The organism is Boseongicola sp. (assembly GCA_014075275.1).
Taxonomy (GTDB): Bacteria; Pseudomonadota; Alphaproteobacteria; order Rhodobacterales; family Rhodobacteraceae.
The window spans coordinates 3,010,468-3,037,302 of the sequence record CP046179.1 but is presented as its reverse complement, the minus strand read 5'-3'; the positions used below and the strand labels follow the sequence as shown (position 1 = coordinate 3,037,302).

Genomic DNA, 26,835 nt, shown 5'->3' with positions numbered 1-26,835 from the left:
ATGGCCGCGCAAGAGTTCGACTATTTCGTCATTTTGGCCGGTATGCGCACCGGATCGAACCTACTAGAGGAACATCTTTCAGCCTTTCCTGGCATTGAAAGTCACGGAGAGCTTTTCAATCCGCATTTCTTCGGCAAACCCAACACCGAAAGCCAGTTTGGCCTTTCGATGGCCGCCCGCGAGGCTGACCCCGTCCGCGTCATTGGCGCCATGCGATCCACCAGTCAGCACTTTCCGGGTTTTCGTTTGTTTTATGACCACGACCCGCGCGCAATATCTTTCGTTCTCTCTGATCCCAAAGCCGCAAAGATAGTCCTCACAAGGCGTCCAATCGACAGTTACGTCTCGCTAAAGATCGCACGCAAGACCGATCAATGGTGGCTCAGCGACATGACATCAGCTCGCGCCGCAAAAGTGCCGTTCGTCGCCGAAGAGTATGTCGAGTTTCTTGATACGTTGTCTGAGTTTCAAAACCGCATCCGCCACAGCCTTCAGATCAGCGGCCAAACCGCCTTTCCCATAGACTACGAGGATCTGTCCGATCCCGACGTCATCACTGGTCTAGGGCGGTTTTTGGGAATCGATGCTAAGCCGGACATGACAAATGTCCGCGCCAAGGTGCAAAACCCTACAGCGCTCAGTGATCGTCTGTCCAACCCCACCACCGCGACTGATGTCCTTAGCCGCCTGAATGTGCCCGACATCGAACAAGTTCCAATGCATGAACCCGGCCGCGGACCCGGCATAAAATTCTTCCGCGCCTGCAAATCAGCGCCGCTTTTGTATATGCCCATTCGCGGTGCAGGATTTGATCCCATTCCAGATTGGCTGAAAGCCGTCGACCCTGACGGCGAGCTCGTTGGAGGAATGACCCAACGCGACCTGCGCCGCTGGAAGCGCCAACACCCAGGCCACCGGTCATTTTCGGTTATTCGCCACCCCATTCCGCGAGTCCACGACGCGTTCTGCCGCTTTATCCTGCCAGCCGATGAAGAAAATTATGCCGATGTCCGCGCCGCATTGATCCAGCATTACAACTTACCGCTGCCACCAATTTGGCCAGACGTCGCCTGGTCCCTGGATGATCATCGCAAAGCCTTCCTATCCTTCCTGAAGTTCCTCAAAGGCAACCTTGGTGGCCAAACCTCAATCCGCGTCGATAACACGTGGGCCACGCAAGATACGCTCCTGCGTGCAGTCGCTCAGTTTACTACGCCGGATACTGGCTTCGAAGTCATGTCGCCTTTCGCACTTTCAGAAGTATACACATCAGACATCGAAAAGGCGGCCGAAGCCGCCTATCGTCGAGACTATATGATGTTCGGGTTTTCGCCCTGGAATGACGGCGATCAAGCCGCCTGAAACTTCGGCGCTTCCGTCAACAACGTGTGCAAGGTGCCTGCATCCGCATTCGCGCGCAATTTGGCACACAAACCGGGGTCACGCATGGTCCGCGATACCAAAGCCAGCGCCTTCAAGTGCTCTACGCCCGCATCTTCAGGGGCCAGCAACCCGAAAACCAGATCAACCGGTTGACGATCAACCGCATCAAAGTCCAGCGGCTTCTCCAGACGCACGAACAAACCCATGACATGGTCGATACTGCTGAGCCTTGCGTGCGGCAGAGCAATTCCTTTGCCAACACCCGTCGGCCCCAGCGTCTCGCGCTCCATCAGGGCAACAGCAACATCCGATGCGTTCACACCGTGTACAAGGGCGGCAACATCGCCCAGCTCCTGAAACAACCTCTTCTTGCTGCCGGCAGCGCCGACGGCCTTAACTGCTTCAGGTCGCAAAATGGTATTCAGTTCCATCAGCTTCCAGTCCCGCCAGCGGGCAATGTTGGCCCCCGACGATTTAAATCAATTCGGGTCGATCCACCCGATGTTTCCGTCATCGCGGCGATAAACGATGTTTACGCCTGCGTCTTGTTTCTCGTTTCGAAAAACTAGGACCGGGGCACCCGCCAACTCCATTTGCATGACAGCTTCGCCAACAGATAACGAAGGTATCTTCGTCTCCATCTCAGCGACAATCATTGGCTGGAGAGTATCAGGTTCCGATTCTTCCGGTGTTTCCGATGCGGCGAGGATATACGAGGACGCATCAAGAAGTTCAACCGGAGACGTGCGATCTTTGTGATGGTCTTTCAGGCGACGCTTATATCGCCTAAGCTGTTTTTCCATCTTTTCTGTGCATCCATCAAAAGAGGCATATATTTCAGTGGCCTGAGCGTTCAGCCCCGTTGAAAGATGCACTGTGGCCTCACAGACATATTCATGCGCATTTCTTGAAAAGACCACGTTCGCATCTGTCGGACGTCCTGCGTATTTCCCCATCACATCCCCAAGATTGCTCTTTACATGGGTCTGTAACGCTTCGCCGATGTCGATCTGTTTGCCGGTGATCTGATAGCGTATATAGCTCTCCTTTGATAAAAAACGTGCCTGTGCCGCGCGTTATGCGGGATCGTTGGAAAAGGTAACGAAATACTGAATGCCGGTTGCCATCCGGTAAAACGGCGGCAAGTTCGGGCAATCGGGCGTGGACATTTGGTCCTTCATTACCCCCATTTGGCGACACTTTCATGGCGGCTGTCAATGAGTCGTTCGCACGAAGTCACATGATGCGAAAACTATCGCCGAGATAGACTCGTTTTACCTTCTCATCCGCCACAACCTCGTCGGCCGTGCCGCTCATCAGAACACCGCCGTCGTGCAGAATATAAGCGCGATCCACGATTTCCAGCGTTTCGCGCACGTTGTGATCGGTGATCAACACGCCAATTCCGCGATCTTTCAGGTCAGTGACCAGATCGCGAATATCGCCAACCGCAATCGGATCAACACCAGGAAAAGGTTCGTCCAACAGCAAATATTTTGGGTTGGCTGCCAGTGAACGCGCGATCTCGCAACGGCGACGTTCGCCACCAGAAAGGGCAACGGAAGGCGTCCGGCGCAAATGTGCAATCGAGAACTCGTTCAACAGCTCATCCAACCGCTCGCGCCGTTTTGTGCGATCTTTCTCGACGATCTCCAGAATCGCAAGAATGTTGTCCTCGACCGAAAGTCCCTGAAAAATAGACCGTTCCTGCGGCAAATAGCCGATGCCCAGTTTGGCGCGGCGGTACATCGGAAAGGTCGTCACATCTTGGCCGTCAATGCTGACTTCACCACCGTCGGGCATCACCAGCCCTGCAATCGAGTAAAAACAGGTGGTTTTGCCCGACCCGTTCGGCCCCAACAGCGCGACAACTTCGCCACGTTTCAGATCAAGGCTGACGTCGCGAATGACCGGGCGACGCCGGTATGACTTCCGCAAATTGCGGATTCTCAGACCCTGATTGCCTTCTGCGACTGTCAACTCCGGCGGCATCAGTTCGCTGTCCCGCCGATTACAGCGCGCACGCGCCCTTCCATGCGGCCACTTCCGGCTTGTAGGTCAACCACCAGCTTTTCCCCGGATATCGCCGTCTGGCCTTGGGTCAGCAATACGTTGCCGCTCAGAATGACAGTGCTGTCTTCAATTGAATAAACCGCCTGATGTGCTTCGGCGGCATCGGTCGCGGTTACAAAAGTCACTCCGCCACTAGCCGTCAAACTGGCGATGCCGTTAGCCGCGCCATCATCGCCCGTCGCGTATTCGACAGTTACTTTTCCTGCCGACATGCGGACCGTTCCCTGAACAACCAGAACATTGCCATCAAAAATTGCTTCTCCGGTCGCCTGATCCACACTCAAAGCATCCGCCGAAACCTCAACGGGCTGCGTACTGTCAAAGGCTGCCGACCCCAATGCAATCGAGGTGCCCTGACTCAATGCCGCAAAAGGCAGAAAGGTTAAAAAAAGCACAGAAACAAGCAGTCGACGAACAGGCACGTAAATAGGCTCCACTAGGGTTGCGGGTGGTATACCAGCCGCACACCCTCATTGAAAACAAGAAGATAACTGCCATCGGCAGGGCGTTGCTCAAGCGTCATTGCGCCCGCAACCAGATCACCGCCTGGGCCGGTCGCCGTGACCCTCGTATTAGCCGTTGCTTGCACATCGCCGAAACTGGTCACAAGGCGTTCAGTACGCACGAAATAGCCCAAACTGCTGGCAAGTTCCGCGCCACCTTCCAACGTGACAAGTTGTGCCTTGGGGTCAATCAAACCAACCGGACTGTCGATTGCGATGCTGGTGCCATTGGGCAGATTGATCAACGCAGCCAGTTCGGTGCCCCGAAATTGCGTAGTCCCGTTCTCTGTTACAGGTCGTATCGCAGCAGCACCCAAAGTAATCTCCGCCCCGTCTTCGGTCATGCCGCCAAAGGAAGGCGCAGTTATACCTTGGTCCCGCAAAATGGCTTCAACGTCGACTTCTGCAAATGGAATGGCCCTGTTCGGATCCAGCGACTCGGCCACCAAAAACAGCGTCGACAAAATCGCCAGCGCCGCCAAAGGCAGTAGGACCTTCATCCAGTAAACAAACCGGGAATATGCGTTTTCGACACTCGCCATAAGGGGCATATAAGCCCTTTTGTCTAATGCGCGAAGATGTCTATCTCGGGCCAACCGGCAAGATCCAGCCGGGCACGGGTTGGCAGAAACTCGAATGCCGCTTCCGCCAGGTCCATGCGACCTTCACGCTCCAAGCGCCGGTTCAGCTTGTCTCGCAACGCATGCAGATACAAAACATCTGATGCCGCATACGCCAATTGTGCGTCGGTAAGCGTTTCCGCTCCCCAGTCGCTCATCTGCTGCAATTTCGAGATATCGACCTTCAAAAGCTCGTCCAACAGGTTCTTCAATCCATGTCGGTCCGTATAGGTCCGCACCATTTTCGAAGCGATCTTAGTGCAGTAAACTGGCGCAGTCAGCGCGCCAAATGCGTGATACATGGCGGCAATATCAAAGCGGCCAAAGTGAAACAGCTTCAGAACCTTGGGATCGGTCAGCAGACGCTCCAAATTGGGCGCACTCGCCTGCCCCTTTTCGATCTGCACCAAGTGCGCGTTGCCGTCGCCCGAAGACAATTGCACCAGACACAAGCGGTCACGATGCGGGTTCAACCCCATCGTTTCGCAATCAATGGCAACCATATCGCCAAGGTCCAGATCGTCAGGTAGGTCACGTTGGTAAAGCGTATTCGTCATGTCTCAGTCCACATTCCGGGTCCGAAGGAAAAGATAAAGCGGCAGCCCGCAGCTGACGCCAATGCACCATGTCGCGGGAATTCCCCACAGCGCCGACCAGTTCTTGCGCACCAGCGTTTCGGCAATGACCCAAACCGTCAGCGCAATCGCGGCAATCGTCAGATCCCAGGTCAGGCCGGTGGTCGAAGCATTGACATACCAGGCATCAATCAGGCCACCCAAACCGGTGCCGGTTTCGCGCATATAGGCAATGAAATAATACATTGGATGGATCGCGCCCCAGATCGCCAGGCCCAGATATGCCATCCTAAGGGGCGACATCAGAACGATCCCTTAACGCCGATCTTCGCTTCGGCAGACACCTGAATCCCGCCCTCAACAGGCTCCGGCGGGCCATCGGCGCCGCAGGCGGCCACCGTGAGAATCAGCATCAGGGCGAAAAAGCGTGTCATCCGCTGACCGTAACCGTCGCATTGCCAACGTCGCCGGAAACCGACGGTGAAACGCTGACTCCGCTACCAGAGAAGGTCGCGCCAATACCTAACTGCGGGTTCTCACAGGCCGTCAGGGCCAGAATGGCCAAAATTGCCAGTTTCTTCATGCCAAGCGCTCCTTCCAGAGGGTGATCTGTGCCCGCACCTGATCCGGCGCGGTTCCGCCATAAGATGTGCGGCTTCTGACCGAGTTGTCTACGCCCAGCACATCATAAATCCCATCCGTGATGCTTTCATGCGCGGAATTCATCTGATTCAGGTTCAGATCCGGCAGGTCTTTGCCCTCGGCTTCTGCCAAAGCCACAAGGCTGCCGGTTACATGATGTGCTTCACGGAATGGCAATCCAGCCTCGCGGACTAACCAGTCTGCCAGATCAGTCGCGGTTGAAAATCCACTTGAAGCCGCAGCGCGCAGCGCCTCTGGGTTACCCGACATATCGCGCACCATGCCCTCCATGGCAGCCAGCGCTAGCATAAGATTATCAGCGGCATCAAAGACCTGTTCTTTGTCTTCTTGCATGTCCTTGGAATAAGTCAGCGGCAGACCTTTCATCACCGTGAACAGCCCAACCGTCGCCCCCAGAATCCGCCCGATCTTGGCGCGCACCAGTTCGGCGGCATCCGGGTTCTTCTTTTGCGGCATGATGGACGACCCGGTCGAGAACCGGTCCGACATGGCCACAAAGCGAAACTGCGCCGACGACCAGATCACCAGTTCTTCGGCGAAACGGCTTAAATGCATCGCGCAAATGGAGGACGCGGCCAGAAATTCCAGCGCGAAATCCCGGTCTGCCACCGCATCCAATGAATTTGCGGCAGGGCGATCAAACCGAAGCGCCTTAGCCGTCATCTCGCGGTCAATCGGGAACGACGTCCCCGCCAAAGCTGCAGTACCCAAAGGCGATTCGTTCATGCGCGCCCGCGCGTCAGAAAACCGGCCCAAATCCCGCCCCAGCATCTCGACATAGGCCATCATGTGATGACCCCATGTTACAGGTTGGGCGGTCTGCAAGTGGGTAAATCCAGGCATAACCCAATCGGCCCCGGCCTCGGCCTGCACCAAAAGTGCCTTCTGCAACGCAGCAATCCCCGTGACAGCAGCATCGCATTGGTCGCGCACCCACATGCGGAAATCCAACGCAACCTGGTCATTTCGGCTGCGCGCTGTGTGCAAACGCCCCGCAGGCTCGCCAATTAATTCGCGAAGACGCGCCTCGACGTTCATATGAATGTCTTCCAGCGCCGTGGAATACTGAAACGTTCCGCCTTCAATCTCTGACAAGACCGTGAGCAGACCTTCCCGGATCACCTCGGCATCGCTAGGTTCAATAATGCCTGTGGCAGCCAACATGGCGGCATGGGCGCGCGAGCCCTCGATGTCTTGTCGCGCAAGTCGCCGATCGAACCCGATCGAGGCATTAATCGCCTCCATGATCGCGTCTGGCCCGGCGGCAAAGCGGCCGCCCCACATCGAATTTGCGTTGTCGGTCATAGTATTCGTCCTTCGGAGGGACCCATGCGTTATCTTCTTGCCGTCCTCTACACGGCCCTCGCCCTTGGTGCAAACACCGCGCAGGCAGATATTGCCAAGGCGGAAAGCCTGCGGGAAGGTACGATGAAGAAACTGCGGTTTTCCGAGGCGCAGCCGGTGTCAGAGGTTGCCTTTACGGATCCTGCCGGGGCCGAAATGACCCTGGCCGATTTCAAAGGCAAATACGTGCTGGTGAACTTCTGGGCCACGTGGTGTGCGCCTTGCCGCAAAGAAATGCCGCAACTGGCCGAACTTCAGGATGAATTTGGCGGCGACGACTTCGAAGTTGTCACCATTGCCACAGGCCGGAATCCTGTGCCCGCGATTGACCGGTTCTTCGATGAAATCGGTGTGGAAAATCTACCCAAGTATCTGGACCCCAAATCAGCACTGGGCCGTGATTCCGGTGTCTTCGGCCTTCCGATCACGCTGATCCTGAACCCCGAAGGTCAGGAGATTGCCCGCATGCGCGGCGACGCCGAATGGAACAGCGACAGCGCCAAAGCCATTATCAAGGCCCTGATCGAAGACGAAAGCAGCTAACACCCGCGCGACAACTTACTCAGGCGCTTGCGGTGGCCCGCCGCGGTTGGGATGCGACATTGGCCAGATCGTGCTTCGAATCCAGACGCACAAAACTTCTGGCCAAACGACGCTTGCGCGCCCGTTCTTCAGCCAGGTCCATATCTATGATGTCGTGAAGCTTAAAGTCGGGACATGGCGACACATCTCCCAGCAAGCAACGCCCAACTTCGCGGCAATTCTTGAATGTACAATTCTTACTCATAACCAACTCTGGTATCTTTGTGGCAAAACACGCCGTAACCAGACTTTTCTACGGCACAAATGTGGCATCAGTATGGCCTTCGCCCCCTCCCATTATCGCCAATTCAGAAACAGCTCGCAGAAATGCACCTGATTACTCGCCTCCTGTGATCCAAAACAGCCACCCTCCACATCAAAAAATCAACCTTCTTTCTGGCAAAAATACTCCGGGGCGCTCGCTTCGCGAGCGGGGCAGAGCCCCCAAAGAAATGAAATGGCCGCGCCCGACAGGGCGTGGCCCCACCTCGGCGCCGGTAGGCGTCGAAACCTGCCTTGCCCAATTGGCCAACATCCGCTTTAACGTGAACGTTCTGACACTGATAGGACCCTTATGACCCTGTCTGACGGCCGCATCGTCGCGGTTCTTGGCCCCACCAACACCGGCAAAACCCATTACGCCATAGAGCGTATGCTGGCCCATCGCACCGGGATCATTGGGCTGCCCCTGCGTCTGTTGGCCCGCGAAGTCTATGACCGCATCGTCGCCATTCGCGGCCCATCCGTTGTTGCTCTCGTAACGGGCGAAGAGCGGATCGTGCCCGCACGCGCTCAATACTGGGTCTGTACCACCGAAGCTATGCCGGATGGCATGGGGGCCGATTTTGTCGCCATCGACGAAATCCAGCTTTGCGCTGACCCCGAACGCGGCCACGTCTTCACTGATCGCTTGCTGCATGCGCGCGGCCAACACGAAACGTTGTTCATGGGATCGGACACCATGCGGTCTGCCATTGCCGCGCAGGTTCCCAAAGCCCAGTTCCTCTACCGCGAGCGCTTTAGTGAGCTGACTTACACCGGGTCCCGCAAAATCAGCCGCATGCCCGCCCGCGCCGCAATTGTTGGGTTTTCTGTCGAAAACGTCTACGCCATCGCCGAACTCCTTCGCCGCCAAAAAGGCGGGGCAGCAGTGGTCATGGGCGCTCTCAGCCCCCGCACCCGCAATGCTCAGGTCGAGATGTATCAAAACGGCGATGTAGATTACCTGGTTGCCACCGATGCGATCGGCATGGGGCTAAACCTCGATATTGCCCATGTCGCCTTTTCCGGTCTCAGCAAATTCGACGGCCGCCGTATGCGCGCATTGCAACCCAACGAACTGGCACAGATCGCGGGCCGCGCAGGTCGCTATATGACCCCTGGAACATTCGGCGTTACCGGCGATGCCCCGCCTCTGCATGATCAAACGGTCGACGCCATCACCAGCCACAGCTTTACCCCCATCAAGAAACTGCAATGGCGCAACACCGTGCTGAGTTTCGGAACAATCGATGCCCTGATCGCGTCACTGGAAGAAACGACCTCCGACGAAAACCTGGTGCGCGCCCGCGAAGCCGACGACCTGATGGTTCTGAAATCCCTGGCTGAAACGGCCGAGGTTCGCGCCCGCGCAAGCGATGGCAATTCGGTCAAACTGTTGTGGGACGTCTGCCGCATTCCCGATTTTCGCGGCATCAGCCATCAGGAACATGCGCAACTTCTCGAACGTATCTTCGGCTTCCTGCACGAATATAGCCGGGTGCCGGACGACTGGCTGGCGCGCCAGATCAAGAGCATTGACCGAACTGATGGCGATATCGACGCATTGTCCAAAAGATTGGCATATATCCGCACATGGACCTATGTGGCGCAGCGAAACGGGTGGTGTATTGACGAAACGCATTGGCGGAACGCCACGCGCGCTGTAGAAGACCGCCTGTCAGATGCGCTGCACGCGGCGCTCACACAACGATTTGTCGACCGGCGGACGTCTGTTCTGCTTCGCCGGTTGAAGCAAAAGGAGGGCCTGGTGGCCAAAGTTAACGATAAAGGTGAAGTCACCGTCGAAGACCAATTCGTCGGACGGCTAGAGGGGTTCCGCTTCCACCAGGATGCATCCGCAACAGGCGACGAAGCCAAAACCATCCGCTCAGCTGCAATCCAGGCATTGCAGCCAGAATTCCACTTGCGCGCCGACCGGATCTATAACGCGCCGGACACCGAAATGGACTTTACCGATCAGGGTGGCCTGATGTGGGGCGAACACGCCGTCGGTAAACTGGTTGCCGGGGATGACCCCCTGAAGCCGCAGGTAACCGCTTTTGTTGACGATGAAGCCGGCACTGACGTTGCAGATAAGGTGAAACGTCGCCTTCAACACTATATCGACCGGCGCGTTTCCTCGCTTTTCGAGCCCCTGTTGAACATCCAGCGCGACGAGACCCTGACTGGCCTCGCCCGTGGCTTTGGCTATAGAATGATCGAAGCCCTGGGCGTGGTCGATCGACGCAAAGTCGCGGATGACGTCAAAGCGCTAGATCAGGAAACCCGTGGTGTTCTGCGTAAACATGGCGTACGCTTTGGCCAGTTCACTGTCTTCATGCCGCTTTTGCTGAAACCAGCCCCCACGCGCCTCAGATTGGTTCTTTGGGCTTTGACGAACCAGTTAGACGAATTCCCAGAAAGCCCCCCGCCTGGGTTGGTCACAATCCCAACAAACAAGGATGCCGCCGCCGACCATGCCTTGATGGCTGGCTACAAGGCTGCGGGTGATCGGGCGATTCGTATCGATATGCTGGAGCGCCTTGCCGATATGCTGCGAAAAGAGGACTCGCGCGGCGGTTTTGAAGGCAACGCCGACATGTTGTCGATCACCGGCATGACGCTCGAGCAATTCGCCAATCTGATGGAGGGTCTGGGCTACAGCGCACAGCGCGGCGAGCGCGAAAAAGCGCGACCTGAACCCGTCGTTGGGACTGCACCAGCGGATGATGCTGCACCTTCTGCGGAAGCAGCACCCGAAAATGCGGCCACCGAGGCAGAAGTTGCGACGCCATCGGAAATGGAACCATCTCAAGAATCGGCCAAATCAGAGGCAGCTGCAGACTCGCAGCCAGAACCCGCCGACGCCGCCCAGCAACCTGGATCTGAATCTGAACCCGAACCTGAAGTCTTCTACACCTTCACGTGGGGCGGCAACCGCACACGCCAGCAACAGCAACGTCAGGGCGGTCGCCCGCAAGGCAAAGCTGGCGGGAAACCAAAGGGCAAAGGCAAACCGCGCGGCAAAGGCGATCACGGCAACAAGCCTCGCAAATACGAGGCCCGCCCACCGCGCAAGGAAAAGGCGATAGATCCCGACAACCCATTCGCTCAGGCGCTGATGGGGCTGAAGGACAAAAACTCCTGACCGAAACCGCCGCGCAACGAATAGACAAATGGCTCTGGCACGCGCGGTTCTTTAAAACCCGCGGGCTGGCCACCAAGCTGGTGTCTGCAGGGCATCTGCGGATTGACGGGGATCGCGTTTCGAAACCCAGTTTCGGCCTTCGGGTTGGCGCGACGCTGACCTTTCCCCAGGCCCGGCGCATTCGCGTCGTGCGTGTCGAGCATCTATCAACCAGACGCGGCCCCGCCGCTGAGGCCAGAACACTTTACACCGATCTCACCCCGCCCGAGGACCCGGTTCTTAAGAACCCCCGTTACGAGGGAAAAGGACGCCCGTCCGGGAAAGATCGCCGCAATGCCCGCCTTTCCGGTCCGCCTACGCTTGAATGAGGCTCAACCCTGCGATACGCACACCGTCGCAAACATCACGAGCTCCGAATATGACTTATATCGTCAACGACAATTGTATCGCCTGCAAATACACCGACTGCGTCGAAGTCTGTCCGGTGGATTGCTTCTATGAAGGCGAGAACATGTTGGTCATTCATCCGGATGAATGCATCGATTGTGGCGTCTGCGAACCCGAGTGCCCGGTGGATGCCATCCGCCCGGATACCGAACCGGATATGGAAAAATGGGTCGAATTCAATCGCAAATATTCCGAGCTCTGGCCGGTGATCATCACCAAGAAAGACCCCTTGCCCGACGCCGACGAAATGGACGGCAAAGAAGGCAAGATGGACTTGTTCTCTGAAAATGCAGGCGAAGGCGGCTAAAACGATTCGGTTTCGAGCACCCGACAACAGCTCCGCACCCGCTCTTTTTGACCAATTCCGCTACGTTACATGGCATATTGACCATGTGTCTTGGAATACGGCCATTTTTTTGCTATATTTGTATGACATAAAGCGTGAACGAGCGGCAAATTAGCAGCCGCAATTCGTTGGCGTCAGCGACAGAGCAAATGGCGACGGGAGGATGTGTGTGTTCCCGCCGTGTTTCTGTCGTCTGTTGAAATGGGCTGAAAGGGAACAAGTCTATAATGAGCAAGCCAAAGAAAATGGAATTTCGTCCAAACGATTTTGTCGTTTACCCCGCGCATGGGGTTGGACAAATCGTGTCGATCGAAGAACAGGAAATCGCCGGGCTGACACTCGAGCTCTTCGTGATCTCTTTCGAGAAAGACAAGATGACGCTTCGGGTTCCAACCAACAAAGCCGCCGATGTGGGTATGCGGACACTCTCGTCGCCCGACGTTGTGTCCAAAGCCATGACCACACTGAAGGGCCGCGCCCGGGTGAAAAAAGCCATGTGGTCGCGCCGCGCACAGGAATACGAACAAAAGATCAATTCTGGTGATCTGATTGCCATCGCCGAAGTGGTGCGTGATTTGCACCGCGCCGACGATCAGCGCGAACAAAGCTACTCCGAGCGTCAGCTTTATGAAGCAGCCCTCGAACGCCTGACTCGCGAGATTGCAGTTGTCGCCGGCTCCGATGAGATCGCGGCACAAAAACAAATTGATGATGTGCTGGTGGCGCGCGCGGCAGCCTGATCAAACACCTAAAATCCAACAAAACGGCGGTGCAATAGCATCGCCGTTTTTATGTTCCGGGCCGATATCGCCCCTTCTTTCTGGTAAAAATACTCCGGGTGGGTCCGGGAGGGCAGCGCCCTCCCGGTTGATCGACGCCCAAAGGGCGGCGAAACTCTATTCTGCCGGAACCGCCACCTCATAACCCTCGACAGGCACATCCAGCTTGTTCAGCATCTCAATCGGACAAATTTGAAGGAACTTGCCCTTCTCATCGCTCCAATGCTGCAAGATGCGCGCCGCACGTTGGCTGCCGGTCTCTTCTAGGTGGCGTTCGATCAGCCCTTCCAGTTCGGTCATATAGTGCCCTTCGCTCAAGGGCACCACCATCAGCGTCTCCATGTTGATCAACTCGGAAACATCGCCATGGCGGTCATAGATGTAGGCCATGCCGCCGGTCATTCCGGCCCCGAAGTTCGGACCAATCCCACCAAGAATAACGGCAGTGCCGCCGGTCATGTATTCGCACCCGTTCGAACCACAGCCTTCAACCACAACTTTCGCGCCCGAGTTTCGAACCGCGAACCGTTCACCTGCACGGCCAGCAGCAAACAAATGCCCGTCTGTCGCGCCATAAAGCACTGTGTTGCCGATGATGACGTTCTGGCTGGCTTTCAGCGGCGACGCCATGGGCGGACGCACCACAACCGTGCCCCCGGACAAGCCCTTGGCCACATAGTCATTGGCGTCACCCGACACTTCCAAACGCAGCCCCGGTGCCGCAAAAGCCCCCAAAGATTGCCCGGCTGACCCCTGCAACTTCACGCTCAGGTGGTCCGGCTGCAGCGCATTCTTCATGCCAAACCGTTGCACGATGTGGCTGGATGTGCGGGTGCCGATGGTGCGGTGGGTGTTCCGCACAGCATAACTCAACTGCATCTTCTCGCCGTCGTTCAGGAACCGTGCTGCATCCCGGACAATCTCGGCGTCCAATGTATCAGGCACCACATTGCGGTCCTTGTCGCGGTTATAAACGATGCGATCAGCACCATCGACAGTGATCAACAACGGGTTCAGATCCAGATCATCCAGATGCGCCGAACCCCGGCTGACCTGGGTCAGCAAATCTGCGCGCCCAATGACGTCATCCAATGACTTCGCCCCGATCTCCGCCAGAATCCCACGCACTTCATGCGCATAGAAGGTGATCAGATTGACAACCTTATCGGCCGACCCCGTGAACTTGTCCCGCAGCGCCTCATCCTGGGTGCAGACACCAACCGGACAAGTGTTCGACTGGCACTGGCGCACCATGATGCAGCCCATGGCGATCAAAGCGGCGGTGCCGATACCGTATTCCTCGGCTCCCATCATAGCAGCCATGACAATGTCACGACCTGTGCGCAATCCACCATCAGTCCGCAGCGTGATCCGGTCCCGCAGGTTGTTCATCGCCAGAACCTGATGCGCTTCGGTCAGGCCCATTTCCCAAGGCAAACCCGCGTATTTTATCGAAGTCGCAGGCGACGCACCGGTCCCACCATTGTGTCCCGAGATCAGGATCACATCGGCCTTGGCCTTGGCCACACCAGCCGCAATCGTGCCAACACCCGAAGACGCAACCAGCTTCACTGTTACCTTAGCGCGCGGGTTGATCTGCTTTAGATCATAAATCAGCTGCGCCAAATCCTCGATCGAATAGATATCGTGGTGCGGCGGCGGTGAAATCAATGTCACGCCGGGCGTCGAATGGCGCAAGCGCGCAATCAACTCGGTCACTTTCATGCCGGGCAACTGGCCACCCTCGCCGGGCTTGGCACCTTGTGCGACCTTGATCTCCAGCTCTTCGCACTGGTTTAGATACTCCGCCGTTACGCCAAAGCGCCCCGAGGCCACCTGCTTGATCTTCGCGGACGGATTGTCGCCGTTCGGCTCCGGCACGAAATGCGCCGGATCCTCACCGCCTTCGCCACTGTCGGACTTCGCGCCAATCCGATTCATCGCCACATTCAGCGTCTTATGCGCCTCGGGCGACAAAGCCCCCAACGACATGCCCGGCGTCACAAACCGCTTCCTGATCGAAGTGATGCTTTCCACCTCTTCAATTGGAATGGGCGTGCCCATGGGTTTTATGTCCAAAAGGTCGCGCAAATGGATCGGTGGAGCCGACCGCATTTTGGCCGAATACTGCTGCCACATCGCATAAGATGCGCGCTGACACGCCGCCTGCAACAAGTGCATCGAGGTCGCTTCCCAGGCATGGGTCTCTCCCGATCGACGCGCTTTGTAGAACCCGCCAATCGGCAAAATGCTGTCGCCCTGGAAACCTTTGGCATGGGCTTCCTCGGCTTTCTTTTGCAAACCGCCGATGCCGATGCCGGAGATGCGGCTGTGCATGCCGGGGAAATACTCTGCTACAAGAGCCCGGCTCAAACCCACTGCCTCAAAATTCAATCCACCGCGATAGGACGAGATTACACTGATCCCCATCTTCGACATGATCTTCAGAAGACCCGCATCAATGGCCGCCCGATAGCGCGCGACCGCCTCGGTCAACGGCCCGTCAATCAAGCCGCGCTCAATTCGATCAGCGATGCTGTCCTCTGCCAGATAGGCGTTCACGGTCGTCGCTCCGCATCCGATAAGCACCGCAAAGTAATGCGGATCAATGCATTCAGCCGACCTGACATTCAGCGAACAGAAGGTCCGAAGCCCCTTGCGTGTCAGCCAGGAATGCGCGGCACTGGTCGCCAGGATGATCGGCATAGCAACTTTGTTTTCGCCGCCGTGCTGGTCAGTCAGAACCAAGTGTCCAGCGCCCGAGCGCACGGCGTCTTCCGCCTCGGCCCGAATACGATCCAACGCCACCTGCAAAGCACCCGAGCCACCATCTACCGGGAAAGTACAGTCAATCTCGGCCATGTCAGAATCAAACGCATCGCGCAGAACCTTGAATTGGCCGTTGCCAACAAACGGGCTGTCCAGCACCAGAATTTCAGTCTGGCTGCCGTCCTGATCCAACACGTTCTTCAGATTGCCAAACCTCGTCTTCAGGCTCATCACCCGATACTCGCGCAAGCTATCAATCGGCGGATTCGTAACCTGACTAAAGTTCTGGCGAAAAAAATGGCTAAGCGGGCGATAAGTTTTCGACAGAACCGCCGACGGCGTATCATCCCCCATCGAAGCAAGCGTTTCCTTGCCGTCCTCGGCCATCGGGGCCAGAATCTGCTCCAACTCCTCAATCGAGTATCCAGCAGCAATCTGCCGCCGCCGCAACTCACCACTCTCGAACAGAGGTGCTTCATTAGCAGCCGCCAGATCCGCATCCAGCTCTACGATCTTCCCAACCCAATCGCCAAACGGCAAACTTCCCGCCAGCACGTCCTTGATCTCGGTGTCGTGGAACAATTTACCCTCGACCATGTCGACCGCAATCATCTGACCCGGACCCAGCGCACCCTTTTCAACAACTGTCGCTTCGTCCGTCGGCACCATCCCGGTCTCGGATCCGGCGATCAACAGCCCATCCCCAGTCACCGTATACCGCATCGGGCGCAGGCCATTCCGATCCAGCCCAGCGCAAACCCAACGTCCATCCGTCATCGCCAGCGCCGCAGGCCCGTCCCAGGGTTCCATCACAGCGTTGCAGTACGAATACATGTCGCGCCAGGCTTCCGGCAGCTCCACCGCCTGCTTCGACCAGCTTTCCGGCACCAGCATCGTCTTGGCCATGGGCGCGTTCCGCCCAGCCCGCACCAGCACTTCAAACACCGAATCCAACGCGGCCGAGTCACTCGACCCTTGCGCAATGATCGGCTTGATGTCTTCCGCCATGTCGCCAAACGCACCCGACGCCATGCGGATTTCGTGGGACTTCATCCAATTGACGTTGCCCTTCAGCGTGTTGATCTCGCCGTTGTGCGCCAACATCCGAAACGGCTGCGCCAACCACCACTGCGGGAAGGTATTGGTCGAATACCGCTGGTGATAAATCGCAAACGCGCTTTCGAACCGCTCATCTTTCAGGTCTGGGTAAAATTCCGCCACCTGCTCAGCCAGCATCATACCCTTGTAGATGATCGACCGACACGACAGAGAACACAGATACAGTGACGGCACCTGAGCCGCCGCCGCTGCCTTCTCGATCCGACGCCGGATCACATACAACTCGCGCTCAAACGTCTCTTCGTCGACACCCTTGGAATTCGAGATCAGGATCTGCTCAATCTCGGGCCGCGTCGCATTGGCCTTTTCACCCAGAACATCCACATTCACCGGCACATGCCGCCAGCCGTAAATGTAATAGCCCATCCGCAGGATCTCGGTCTCGACAATGGTCCGACATGTCTCCTGAGCACCAAAATCCGTGCGCGGCAAGAATACCTGACCCACAGCCAGCATCTCGCCTTCACGCGGCTCATGCCCGGTGCGCTCGATCTGGTCGCCAAAAAAGTTGAACGGAATCTGAACGTGAATACCGGCGCCATCGCCGGTCTTGCCATCCGCATCGACAGCACCCCGGTGCCAAACCGCCTTCAGCGCATCAATCCCGTTCTCAACCACCTTCCGGCTGCGAGACCCGTCAATCGAAACCACCAGCCCAACGCCGCAAGACGCATGTTCGTCCGCGTCGCGATAAAGCGAGTTTTCAGCCATCCAAGCGCGGCGCGCTTCTTCGGCGGCTGCCCATTCTGCGTTGAATTTGGTCATTTGATAGTCTCCCGCAATTCGAGAATGTCCTGGTGTTCTTTGTTCGTCATGATGGGTTCGCCGGGTCTTGGGCAAACTCAGCCATCACCTCAGCCTCAGTGCTTTGCTTCGCCCCCGCAAAAGGCGACATCCAACCAACCCGGCAATCAACGAAAATCTCTGACGTCACGGCCAACCCCGACTGGTCATCCAAAGTCCCCGCCGCCACGTTCTGAGGCGCGCGCCCTTGCATCGCCCAATACAGCGTCGTGCCACAGGTGCTGCAAAATGCCCGCTCGCCCCATGCACTCGCGTGATACGTTCCAACGCGATCTTCGCCGGTCATCTCAATGTCAGACGCCCCCGCCGCAAAGTAGGGTCCGCCACCAGACCACCGTTGACACTGTCCACAATGGCAGGCGTTGATCTCGCCAGTCACGTCAGCGGTGAATTTAACTGCACCGCACAGGCACTGTCCTGAAACGCGATCCGCCATCAGCTTTCCTCTCCGCATCCAAACAGAGTGATGTTCTTCATGAACCCAAGGTCGCCCTCGCGCAGCATGCGGACCGGTTCGCCCGGCAACTCCATGGAAAATCCACCCGAGGTCATCACCCCGCCGCCATCAAACAGCGTGTTGGTCAATCGGTCGATGAACATGTCCCCGACTATTTCCATCGCAAGGCCGCCAACGCCCATCGTCAGATCGAATTCGACACGCTCTAGCGCAAAACCCGACACGTCGATCACTTCGCCAGTCCGGAACATCTGTCCTACAATGGTCGACTCTCGTGGCAATCCGATTTGGAAATCAACCAAAGCCGTCTGATCAAACGTGTCCTGACCCGTCTCCATCATCTCGCTGAAAGAAAACGGATTGGTATTCGCAACGATGCCATGGATCGTGCGTTCGCCCGTCGGCGACCACTCGGCAAGAAAATCAAAATCATCCGTTTCAAAATCGATGCCTACCAAAGCACCATCTTCGATATTCTCGAACCGATAAATCGTATCGCCTTGATACTGACACTGCAAAACATGGGTGGCCTGACACCCCTTCTGCTGTACCGTGTAAAGCGGCGAGCAATCCTCGCGTTGCACAAGTTGATCATCCTCGCTCGCAACCGCGGCGAAGGGGAAGCAAACCACCGAAAGCGCGAAGACCGCCTTTTTCATGTTCATCCCTTTTCAACCAACTAGGTCAGAACTGCTGCCCGACCTGCTTACCAAATTCCTAAACCACCGTTCGGCGGCACCGACGTAATACCGACGTGATACAGACAGGCTATTCGGCCGCCACTTGCGCCGCTTGACTGATGTAATCCAGGATCGCATCCGCCGCTTCGCGCCCGTCCCGAATGGCCCAAACCACCAGTGAAGCGCCCCGCACGATGTCACCTGCGGCGTAGACACCTGCAACGCTGGTTGCATGGGTCTGGTAGTCCGCTTTGACAGTTCCCCAGCGGGTCACATCCAGCCCCTCCACGCCCCATAACTTGGGCAGATCTTCCGGTTCAAATCCCAGGGCCTTGATCGCCAGATCGGCACCTTCAATGTAATCAGCGCCTTCAATAATCTCAGGCACTTGCCGACCGGTCGCATCGGGCGCCCCTAAACGCATCTTTTGCACCATAACGCCCTCGACCGCATCGCCAGTGAAACCCTTCGGCGCCGTCAACCAGACAAATTCCACACCTTCTTCTTCCGCATTGGACACTTCGCGCTGCGAACCCGGCATGTTGGCCCGGTCGCGACGATACAGACACTTTACGCTCTCAGCACCCTGACGAATGGCCGTGCGCACACAATCCATGGCTGTGTCACCGCCGCCAATAACCACCACCCGTTTGCCTTCAGCATTCAATTCGCCGTTGTCAAATTCGGGCACTGCATCCCCAAACGATTTGCGATTGGATGCCGTCAAATAGTCAATCGCCCTCACTACACCATCCGCGCCAACGCCCGGCGCCTCAAGGTCGCGCGACTTGTAAACCCCTGTCGCAATTAGGATTGCGTCATGTTTCTCTTGCAGCGCCTCAAAAGTGATATCGACGCCAATATCGCAATTCAGAACAAACTCGACGCCGCCTTGTTCAAGCTGTTCGTTGCGCCGCACAACGATCTCTTTTTCCAGCTTGAAACCTGGAATGCCGTACGTAAGCAGCCCGCCCGCACGGTCATAGCGATCGTAAACGGTAACCTGAACTCCGGCGCGTCGCAGCCTGTCTGCCGCCGCCAATCCACCTGGACCTGCGCCAATGATACCAACTGTTTCCGGTCTTTCAGTCTTTGGGCTGATCGGCTCGACCCAGCCCTTTTCCCAGGCGGTGTCAGTGATGTATTTTTCGACCGATCCAATGGTGACCGTTCCGTGGCCCGATTGCTCGATGACACAGTTTCCCTCGCAAAGCCGGTCTTGCGGGCAGATGCGGCCGCAAATCTCGGGGAAGGTGTTGGTCATTTGACTGACCTCATAAGCCTCGCGCAAACGGCCCTCGGCGGTCAGTTTCAGCCAGTCCGGGATATTGTTGTGAAGCGGGCAATGCGACTGGCAATAGGGAACACCGCACTGGCTGCAGCGCGAAGATTGCTCCTTCGCTTTTGCATCAGCGTACTCTGCGTATATTTCATTGAAATCTTCACGCCGTATTGTGGCGTCACGCTTCGAAGGCATGTCGCGTTCAACGGTCACAAATTTCAACATCGGGTTCTCAGCCATCGCCAACCTCTAAAGTCCAAGGACAGACCGCTCTATTAATCGCGTGTTAGGGAAATGAAAAGGCAGTAATGCTGACCTATATTTGGATAAAGTGGCCGTGGGCGGGGGAATTTGGTGCAATAAATGCATACTTTAAGGCCGATACGGACCTAAATGCAATCTTTCCCTCGAATCTCAATCATTTACAGTAGCGTCGAATCCCATGCTTCATTGGATGCCATGCCGCTCTTTCATCTTGTTCTGATTGCCATTTTGCAGGGAGTTACCGAGTTCCTTCCGGTCTCGTCATCAGGTCACCTGATCCTTCTGCCAAACCTGACCGGTCTGCCGGACCAAGGGCAAGTCATCGATGTTGCAGTTCATGTCGGCACATTGGGCGCCGTCATCCTTTACTTCCGCTCAGACGTCTGGCGCGCAACCAAAGGGCTGCCTGATGTTCTTCGCGGCCATTTCGACAACCCGGGCGCACGACTGGCGCTCTGCCTTATCGTTGCCACCATCCCGGTGGTTATCGCCGGCTTGATACTCAAACTGACCGGCCTGGATGACGCACTTCGTTCAATCGCTGTCGTCGGTTGGGCAACGCTGATTTTCGGGCTTGTCCTTTATTGGTCCGACCGAACCGGCAACCACATAAAGAAATTCGACGATTGGACCTTACGCGACGCCATCACCATGGGTCTTTGGCAGGCGGCTGCACTCATCCCTGGAACTTCCCGATCCGGCATCACCATCACCGCGGCACGGCAGCTTGGCTATGCCCGCGAAGACGCTGCCCGCCTCGCCATGCTGATGTCAATTCCAACCATACTGGCTTCTGGCGCGGTGCTCAGCACCGAGGTCGTTTTGACGATGGACACCAGCGCAATGCGCGACGCCGCAATAGCCGCCGCTTTCGCCTTCCTCGCCGCGCTCGGAGCGCTTGCCTTTATGATGCGGCTTTTGAAATCCGTCAGCTTTACGCCATACGTGATCTATCGTGTCTTGCTGGGATTGATAATCTTATGGGTGGCTTACGCTTAGCCCTTAAGATTACGTGCACTTTCTTTCAGCGCCGCATACTGACCCGACGGCCGGAATTGCCAGAGATACGATGGCAGCACAGCCTCCAGCGAAGTTGGCTTAACTCCCAGATCCGCCAACGTGCCAACGCCGTTGCCCACAAAGTTATCATGAGCAAGCTGCCTTACCTGATCAGTGGTCACAGGAGCTGGAACCAGCCCCAGTGAAATCGCTTTCACTGCGCCAAAAATCCGCCCCATCATCCGACCAATCCAAAACGGCAATCCAATGACAAGCCGCCGACGCCGCACCTCTTCCAAAGTCAAATGGATCAGGTCACGGAACGTACTGACTTCGGGGCCACCCAACTCGTAAACTCCACCGACCGAGCCATCGATGGCCGCCCGCTCGATGGCCGCCGCAACGTCATCCACATACACCGGTTGAAATTTTGTAGCGGCCCCAAACAATGGAATAATCGGCGACATGCGTGCCATTGCAGCAAACCGATTAAAGAAGTCATCTTCCGGACCGAATATGATCGACGGTCGAATGATTACCACCTCGGGAAATGCTTCCAGAACGGCGCTTTCACCAAGTCCCTTAGTGCTTGCATAGTCACTATCGCTATCAACATCCGCACCAATTGAAGAAACGTGAACCAGTCGAGAAACACCATGTTCAGCGGCGACCCGGGCCACTCGTCCGGCCCCCTCATTCTGCACGGCATCAAATCCATTCTTGCCGCTTTCCTCCAACACACCGACGCAGTTGATCACAACGTCTGCACCCGCAATCGCCTTCTCCACCGACGCGTCGTCACGGATATTGCAAAAGATCGGCTCAACCTGTCCCACGACTCCATAAGGCTTAACAAAGTGCGCCTCGTTTGGACGTCGAACAGCAACCCGAACACGCCAGCCCCGACGTGCCATCCGCTGAGCTACATAACGCCCCACAAATCCCGAACCGCCAAAGATTGTAACCAAACTAGACATGGGCAAAGCCTTCCCTGATGCGCCTTATGGTGTAACTCTCGAGCGCTGCGCGGACAAGGCGCAATTCTCATAGCGATTGCCCGTCGGCAGGTAAGAATGTGGCGCGAACTTCCAACGCTCAAAACACCCGTTCCGTTTGCGGGTCGCTAGACGCGTTAACTCTAGGTTTTGGTCTCTGTATAGGCGTAGAGGTTCCAGTCAGATTTCTACACCGAGACCTGAAACGGATCGGTCTTTTAAGAAGTACGCCATCTTCCTTTTTGTTGTTTTACCTAGTTCAGCGATGCCTGAACTGTTGCCTTGTCTTAGATAAACAGAAGTGCATCTGTTCCTGTTCTCTTGCCTCACTCCAAACCGAAATCCCACAAAATGTTCTGCGAGGCATCAATCAAATGAGGAGTAACACCCATCTTAGGTTTCTACGCTAGATCTGCCCCTATCTCGCGGTGGTTCTGGATCGAAAATCTAGGTGGGAGGCTTAGGAATCAAAATTCTTCCCATCCACCCCCTACAACAGCTTTGGCTTTAGTCGACTCTTCTGGCACTCCCTCAGAAGGCCTCTTCATCTCGACGACCTTTTGGCCATCCCAAGTCTTAAAGCGCCCCGTGGATTGTTTCAGGCTATCAGCTTCACCCGTCAACAGGTTGCTCGCCGCCGTCACTTCTTCGAAAGAAGCCGCTTGTTTCTGAGTGTTTTGGTCAATCTGACCAACCGACGTAGTTATCTCGCTGATCCCGCTCACCTGCTCCTTTATTGCTGCGGATATTTCATCGACACCAGAGGAAATCTTTATGACGCTTTCAGCGATTGTTTCCAGTGACGCGCGCGCGTTGGTGACCTTGGTCACGCCCTCTGCAACGGCCTCGTCACTTCGTGTAATGACATTGTCGATCTCCTTGGCCGCCTCTCCAGCCCTTTGCGCAAGTTGCCGCACTTCCGAAGCCACAACCGAAAATCCGCGTCCTGCGTCGCCGGCTCTTGCCGCTTCAACGCCGGCGTTCAAGGCCAGCAGATTGATCTGAAATGCGATCTCATTGATGACACCGACCACTCTGGCAATTTCTTTCGACGCTTCAGAAATGCGGTCCATGGATACTGCCGCGTCAGAAGCAACCTGTTCGCTTGACTGCGCAGTTTCGCGCGCGACTCGGGCATTTCCGCTTGCGTCTTCAACATTTCCGCTAACTTGTTTGATGCTTGCCGTAAGCTCTTCCAGCGCAGCTAATGTTTCCTCCAAAGCAGCTGCATTTTGTTCTGCTTGTCGTGACAGATGGGTCGCCGTATCACGCATTTCCGCCGAGGAGGTGGCCAGCGTGGCACCGCTTGTAGAGATATCGCCAATGAGGGTTTTGAGGGCCTCCATCATTTCGTTGACATTGCCCTGCAAACGCCCGAATGCGCCCCGGTAGGAACCATTCATTGGTTTGGTCAGATCTCCACCTGCAACGCGCTCCAGTGCCTCGCCAGTTTTCAGCAATCCATTGTCGACGACCCCCAACAGCCTGTTGATGTTCTCGGCAAGCTCGTTCAGCACCTTGTCCGCGAAATTCGCCTCGACGCGCGCTGAGAACTCGCCATCAATCGCGGCATCCACCACATTGCCAAATGAGTTGCCGAGGTGGCGCATCATTTCCTCGCGATCTGCTGCGGCAGCTTCTGCATCTGCTCTTACTTTTTCTTCCGCGAGTTTTACCTTTTCCTGTGCGTCACGTTCATTTTCGGCCGCCAATTCGATTTCGCGCTCGCTGGCGACTCTGCGCTCTTCGTTCAATACTTCAATCTTAATGGCATTCTGTTTGAATACTTCTGTCGCCCGCGCCATAGAGCCCAGTTCGTCGCCGCGATTTTGCCCCGAAACTTCGAGATTGTTTTCACCATCAGCAAGGCGTCGCATGATCCCCGTCAACGCTTGAATTGCGTTTCCTATACTCGAGCCCACAAGCCAGGCGAACGCCACTCCTACGATTAGAGCGGCAGACAATGTCACTGCTATCGTAGCTCTCGTCATGGCTCGCGTCTGGTCATTGTCAGCACGCCGCGACACCATCAGAGCTTCTTCTTCTGCCGAAAACTCTGCCATTAATTCGCGGAACCGGTCAAAATACTGCTTGCCGCGGGCCTCTCCAACCAAATCTGCCATGTCATCCATCGTTTCCGCATCGCCAATTTGACGACGTAGGTCAAGCATGGGCGAAACAGCACGCGCCAACCAATTATCTATCACCGCCTCCGCCTCCAAAAGCACGGCGACTTGCGCTGGGTTGTCGCTAACAGTTTGGCTCAATTCTGATATAAGTCGATGAAATACCACTTCTCCGGTCATGTACGGTTCAAGAAACACTTCGTCTCCGGCAACCAGAAAACCCCGCATACCAGTCTCCATATCGACTGCAGAAGCAAGAATATCCTTAGCCGTCGCAATGGCCCGGTTGGTATGATCCACCCAATTCAGAGCATCACGTATCTCAACGATACTGGCGTTGCCCTGCGCCAGTACAGTCTCGAATTCGGCTCTTCGAACCGCCAGTAACTTTTCTTCAGCTTCAATGAAGCTTGCAATCAGTCCACGGAATTCATCAAAGTAAACTTTACCTCTGGCCGCACGTACCCGGTCTGCCATGTCATTCATCGAAGCTGCATCACCGATGGCACAACGCAATTCGATCTGAGGTTCAGCAACTCTGGCCTGCCACGCGCGAAGGATCTCTTCCGCTTCTTTTAATCGCTCCACCTGGGGTGGGTTGTCGCTTACGGTATCGCGCATCCTCACCAACCCAGAAAACGCAGCTGTGCTGCCGCCGTTGTAGGGTTCAAGAAATTGGTCCTGCCCAGCTAAAAGGTACCCGCGCATTCCCGTTTCCATATCGACGGCAGATGCAACAATCTGGGCGGCTTCAGAAAGCACGTTTTGCGCGTGATCCACCCAACCTTGGGTTCTTTCCAGACGCGCCAAATTCACCAGCGCGGTTGCGCCAATTACGATTGTCAGCACGATCGGGACAGCAACGCTAAGCAACACTTTTGTCTTGGTGTTGATGTTAGCTAACGATACTCGTCGCGAATACTTTCCGGTATCAGCGTGGGATGTCATTGCAATTTTGGTTCCGTTTGAAAGCAGCGATCCCAACGCTAGCGATCACAAATTAATTTCGTCTGAATTCGGAACACATGCGGAAAACTGTAACTAGATAATGAGCTCAGTACAGCGTGCCACTTCAGACGTCTGGTAGCGCTTTGCCATCGCAACAGTGCGCATCAATTCCGGCGCAATCTTTTAAAGGGAACATGCGTGAATATCTGTTTGGTCTTTTTTGAAATAACGGCCTCTATTAACGTCGCTGCCATCGCTCAATGGACAAAGCCCTAAATAGCAATGCTATGAACGTGATGTTCGGTAATTTCCTTATCCAGATGAGCCGCAATAATGCGGGTAAGCGCGATCATATTTGTCCTCAATGAAAGGTTGGTACCATCAAAGTTCACCGCTTTTGGAAAACTTGATCGGAGTGCCTTCAGATGTGCGCTTAATTGATCGGTTCGGTCAGGGTGCTGCTGCAAGATCTTGGCAGTCTCGATACATCCGGCACACATGATGGAATCGATCAAATCTTTGATAAAAAGATCGTCACCATCCATGACATGGCCCTTTTGCGCTGCAAGGCCGGTTTCACGAACGCGGCTTCGGTATGTGGCGGTCGCTACCGAGTTCTGCAAATATCCCTGTTTAAACTTTGAAATTGCCGAAGCCCCAATGCCCAACAAGGTTTGGCAGGGATCGTCTGTATACCCCTGAAAGTTGCGGCGCATTTTTCCCTGCCTATTGGCGATGGCAAGGCTATCGTCTGCCAGCGCAAAGTGATCAATACCCAATGCCTTATAGCCGATAGCCAAAAGCCGTTGTTTGGCAATTTCAGAATTGACGAAGCGCCGCTCGGCACTTGGTAAGTCCTCACTTGGGATCATCACCTGTCTTTTAGAGAAATGCGGAACATGTGCGTAGCCATACAATGCTATTCGGTCCGGCCGCAAAGACACCACACGGTCAAGTGTATCTACCAGAGTTTCAACTTCCTGGTGCGGCAACCCATACAGTAGATCGACGTTCAAACTAGCGACGCCATTCGCCCGCAGCTTGTTGACCACATCGGAGGTATCCTCGAAGCTTTGGACTCGCCCAATGGCTTCCTGAACTCTTGGATTGAAGTCTTGAACACCAATACTAGCCCGCTTCATGCCCCATTGGGACAATACATCCAATACTTCCGGCGAAGCTTCAGTCGGGTCAATCTCGACGGAGAACTCAAACATCCCCGAAGGTGAGAACACTTCAAAGATGCTCCTGAGCATACGATCCATCATCGCGGCGCTCAGGAGCGTCGGTGTTCCGCCACCAAGATGCAAGCGGCTCATACGCAAGCCCGCTGGCACTTTAGATCCAACCGTTTCAACTTCTTTGATTAAGTCATCAACATAGCTTTCGACGGGTGAAAGCGTCTTGGTTCCCTGGGTTCGGCACGCGCAAAACCAACACAGTCGGCGGCAAAACGGAATGTGAACATAAATCGAAACCGGCTCATCAACAGGTAAACTTTTCAACCAATTCTGCTGGTTTTCCGCACCAACAGTGGAAAGGAAACGGTTTGCCGGGGGATAACTCGTGTAACGGGGGACTCGCGCGTCAAATAGTCCATAATCCCGTAGGATGTTTACATGTTCCATTCCGACTTGATACCAAAGGCAATCCTTTGACTATTTGATG

24 protein-coding genes are annotated in these 26,835 nt (G+C 55.7%); 7 read left to right on the top strand and 17 right to left on the bottom strand.

Features of this window, described 5'->3' with window-relative positions:
* Entirely contained in the window at window positions 1-1,362 is a 1,362-nt protein-coding gene (locus GKR98_15230; protein QMU59419.1) for a nodulation protein NodH, read from the top strand.
* On the opposite strand, the gene GKR98_15225 is transcribed toward GKR98_15230, so the two are convergent.
* The 9 genes from GKR98_15225 to argH form a co-directional block, all read right to left on the bottom strand.
* Window positions 1,350-1,814, bottom strand: coding sequence for a PTS lactose transporter subunit IIC (locus tag GKR98_15225; GenBank protein ID QMU59418.1), 465 nt, complete (start codon window positions 1,812-1,814; stop codon window positions 1,350-1,352). The two genes, GKR98_15230 and GKR98_15225, sit on opposite strands and share 13 nt — an antisense overlap.
* Window positions 1,815-1,862: 48 nt before the next feature.
* Window positions 1,863-2,420, bottom strand: coding sequence for a ribosome-associated translation inhibitor RaiA (raiA, locus tag GKR98_15220; GenBank protein ID QMU59417.1), 558 nt, complete (start codon window positions 2,418-2,420; stop codon window positions 1,863-1,865).
* A gap of 199 nt (window positions 2,421-2,619) precedes the next feature.
* Window positions 2,620-3,378 carry an LPS export ABC transporter ATP-binding protein gene (lptB, locus tag GKR98_15215; GenBank protein ID QMU59416.1) on the bottom strand — a complete coding sequence of 253 codons (759 nt, stop codon included), beginning with the start codon at window positions 3,376-3,378 and terminating at the stop codon, window positions 2,620-2,622.
* Window positions 3,375-3,884, bottom strand: a complete 510-nt coding sequence (lptA, locus tag GKR98_15210; protein ID QMU60126.1) for a lipopolysaccharide transport periplasmic protein LptA — start codon at window positions 3,882-3,884, stop codon at window positions 3,375-3,377. Before lptA ends, lptB begins: the two co-directional genes overlap by 4 nt.
* An 8-nt stretch (window positions 3,885-3,892) precedes the next feature.
* Window positions 3,893-4,459 carry a hypothetical protein gene (locus GKR98_15205; GenBank protein ID QMU59415.1) on the bottom strand — a complete coding sequence of 189 codons (567 nt, stop codon included), beginning with the start codon at window positions 4,457-4,459 and terminating at the stop codon, window positions 3,893-3,895.
* Between the two features lie 65 nt (window positions 4,460-4,524).
* A complete protein-coding gene (locus tag GKR98_15200; protein ID QMU59414.1) occupies window positions 4,525-5,136 on the bottom strand; it encodes a ribonuclease D in 612 nt (203 codons plus the stop codon).
* A 3-nt stretch (window positions 5,137-5,139) separates the two neighbouring features.
* Window positions 5,140-5,457 (bottom strand): DUF2834 domain-containing protein, encoded by a 318-nt coding sequence (locus GKR98_15195; protein ID QMU59413.1) that lies wholly within the window; start codon window positions 5,455-5,457, stop codon window positions 5,140-5,142.
* Between the two features lie 127 nt (window positions 5,458-5,584).
* Window positions 5,585-5,737, bottom strand: a complete 153-nt coding sequence (locus GKR98_15190) for a hypothetical protein (protein QMU59412.1) — start codon at window positions 5,735-5,737, stop codon at window positions 5,585-5,587.
* Entirely contained in the window at window positions 5,734-7,122 is a 1,389-nt protein-coding gene (gene argH / locus GKR98_15185; GenBank protein QMU59411.1) for an argininosuccinate lyase, read from the bottom strand. The genes GKR98_15190 and argH overlap by 4 nt, the downstream gene beginning before the upstream one ends.
* Before the next feature lie 24 nt (window positions 7,123-7,146).
* Between argH and GKR98_15180 the strand changes: the two genes are divergently transcribed.
* Window positions 7,147-7,704 carry a redoxin domain-containing protein gene (locus tag GKR98_15180; protein QMU59410.1) on the top strand — a complete coding sequence of 186 codons (558 nt, stop codon included), beginning with the start codon at window positions 7,147-7,149 and terminating at the stop codon, window positions 7,702-7,704.
* Window positions 7,705-7,723: 19 nt separating this feature from the next.
* On the opposite strand, the gene GKR98_15175 is transcribed toward GKR98_15180, so the two are convergent.
* Entirely contained in the window at window positions 7,724-7,948 is a 225-nt protein-coding gene (locus GKR98_15175; protein QMU59409.1) for a hypothetical protein, read from the bottom strand.
* A gap of 369 nt (window positions 7,949-8,317) precedes the next feature.
* Here GKR98_15175 and GKR98_15170 point away from each other — a divergent pair, with 369 nt between their 5' ends.
* The 4 genes from GKR98_15170 (at window position 8,318) to GKR98_15155 (ending at window position 12,685) form a co-directional block, all read left to right on the top strand.
* Window positions 8,318-11,152 carry a disulfide oxidoreductase gene (locus GKR98_15170; GenBank protein QMU59408.1) on the top strand — a complete coding sequence of 945 codons (2,835 nt, stop codon included), beginning with the start codon at window positions 8,318-8,320 and terminating at the stop codon, window positions 11,150-11,152.
* Window positions 11,149-11,520: an RNA-binding S4 domain-containing protein gene (locus GKR98_15165; protein QMU60125.1), complete on the top strand. Its 372-nt coding sequence runs from the start codon at window positions 11,149-11,151 to the stop codon at window positions 11,518-11,520. The genes GKR98_15170 and GKR98_15165 overlap by 4 nt, the downstream gene beginning before the upstream one ends.
* Window positions 11,521-11,570: 50 nt before the next feature.
* Complete coding sequence (locus GKR98_15160) at window positions 11,571-11,906, top strand: DUF3470 domain-containing protein (GenBank protein ID QMU59407.1); 336 nt, start codon at window positions 11,571-11,573, stop codon at window positions 11,904-11,906.
* 266 nt (window positions 11,907-12,172) lie between these two features.
* A complete protein-coding gene (locus tag GKR98_15155; GenBank protein QMU59406.1) occupies window positions 12,173-12,685 on the top strand; it encodes a CarD family transcriptional regulator in 513 nt (170 codons plus the stop codon).
* Between the two features lie 156 nt (window positions 12,686-12,841).
* On the opposite strand, the gene gltB is transcribed toward GKR98_15155, so the two are convergent.
* The 4 genes from gltB to GKR98_15135 form a co-directional block, all read right to left on the bottom strand.
* Window positions 12,842-17,377 (bottom strand): glutamate synthase large subunit, encoded by a 4,536-nt coding sequence (gene gltB / locus GKR98_15150; GenBank protein ID QMU59405.1) that lies wholly within the window; start codon window positions 17,375-17,377, stop codon window positions 12,842-12,844.
* A 46-nt stretch (window positions 17,378-17,423) separates the two neighbouring features.
* Window positions 17,424-17,870, bottom strand: coding sequence for a GFA family protein (locus GKR98_15145; protein QMU59404.1), 447 nt, complete (start codon window positions 17,868-17,870; stop codon window positions 17,424-17,426).
* Window positions 17,852-18,532 (bottom strand): hypothetical protein, encoded by a 681-nt coding sequence (locus GKR98_15140; protein QMU59403.1) that lies wholly within the window; start codon window positions 18,530-18,532, stop codon window positions 17,852-17,854. Before GKR98_15140 ends, GKR98_15145 begins: the two co-directional genes overlap by 19 nt.
* 109 nt (window positions 18,533-18,641) lie before the next feature.
* Entirely contained in the window at window positions 18,642-20,075 is a 1,434-nt protein-coding gene (locus GKR98_15135; protein QMU59402.1) for an NAD(P)-binding protein, read from the bottom strand.
* 219 nt (window positions 20,076-20,294) lie between these two features.
* Between GKR98_15135 and GKR98_15130 the strand changes: the two genes are divergently transcribed.
* A complete protein-coding gene (locus GKR98_15130) occupies window positions 20,295-21,098 on the top strand; it encodes an undecaprenyl-diphosphate phosphatase (GenBank protein QMU59401.1) in 804 nt (267 codons plus the stop codon).
* Here the strand turns inward: GKR98_15130 and GKR98_15125 are convergent.
* The 3 genes from GKR98_15125 to hemN form a co-directional block, all read right to left on the bottom strand.
* On the bottom strand, window positions 21,095-22,075 hold the full coding sequence (locus GKR98_15125) for an NAD(P)H-binding protein (protein QMU59400.1): 981 nt from the start codon (window positions 22,073-22,075) through the stop codon (window positions 21,095-21,097). The genes GKR98_15130 and GKR98_15125 overlap by 4 nt on opposite strands.
* Before the next feature lie 485 nt (window positions 22,076-22,560).
* Window positions 22,561-25,167: a HAMP domain-containing protein gene (locus GKR98_15120; protein QMU59399.1), complete on the bottom strand. Its 2,607-nt coding sequence runs from the start codon at window positions 25,165-25,167 to the stop codon at window positions 22,561-22,563.
* Between the two features lie 272 nt (window positions 25,168-25,439).
* Window positions 25,440-26,795, bottom strand: a complete 1,356-nt coding sequence (hemN, locus tag GKR98_15115; protein QMU59398.1) for an oxygen-independent coproporphyrinogen III oxidase — start codon at window positions 26,793-26,795, stop codon at window positions 25,440-25,442.
* Between the last annotated feature and the right edge of the window lie 40 nt (window positions 26,796-26,835).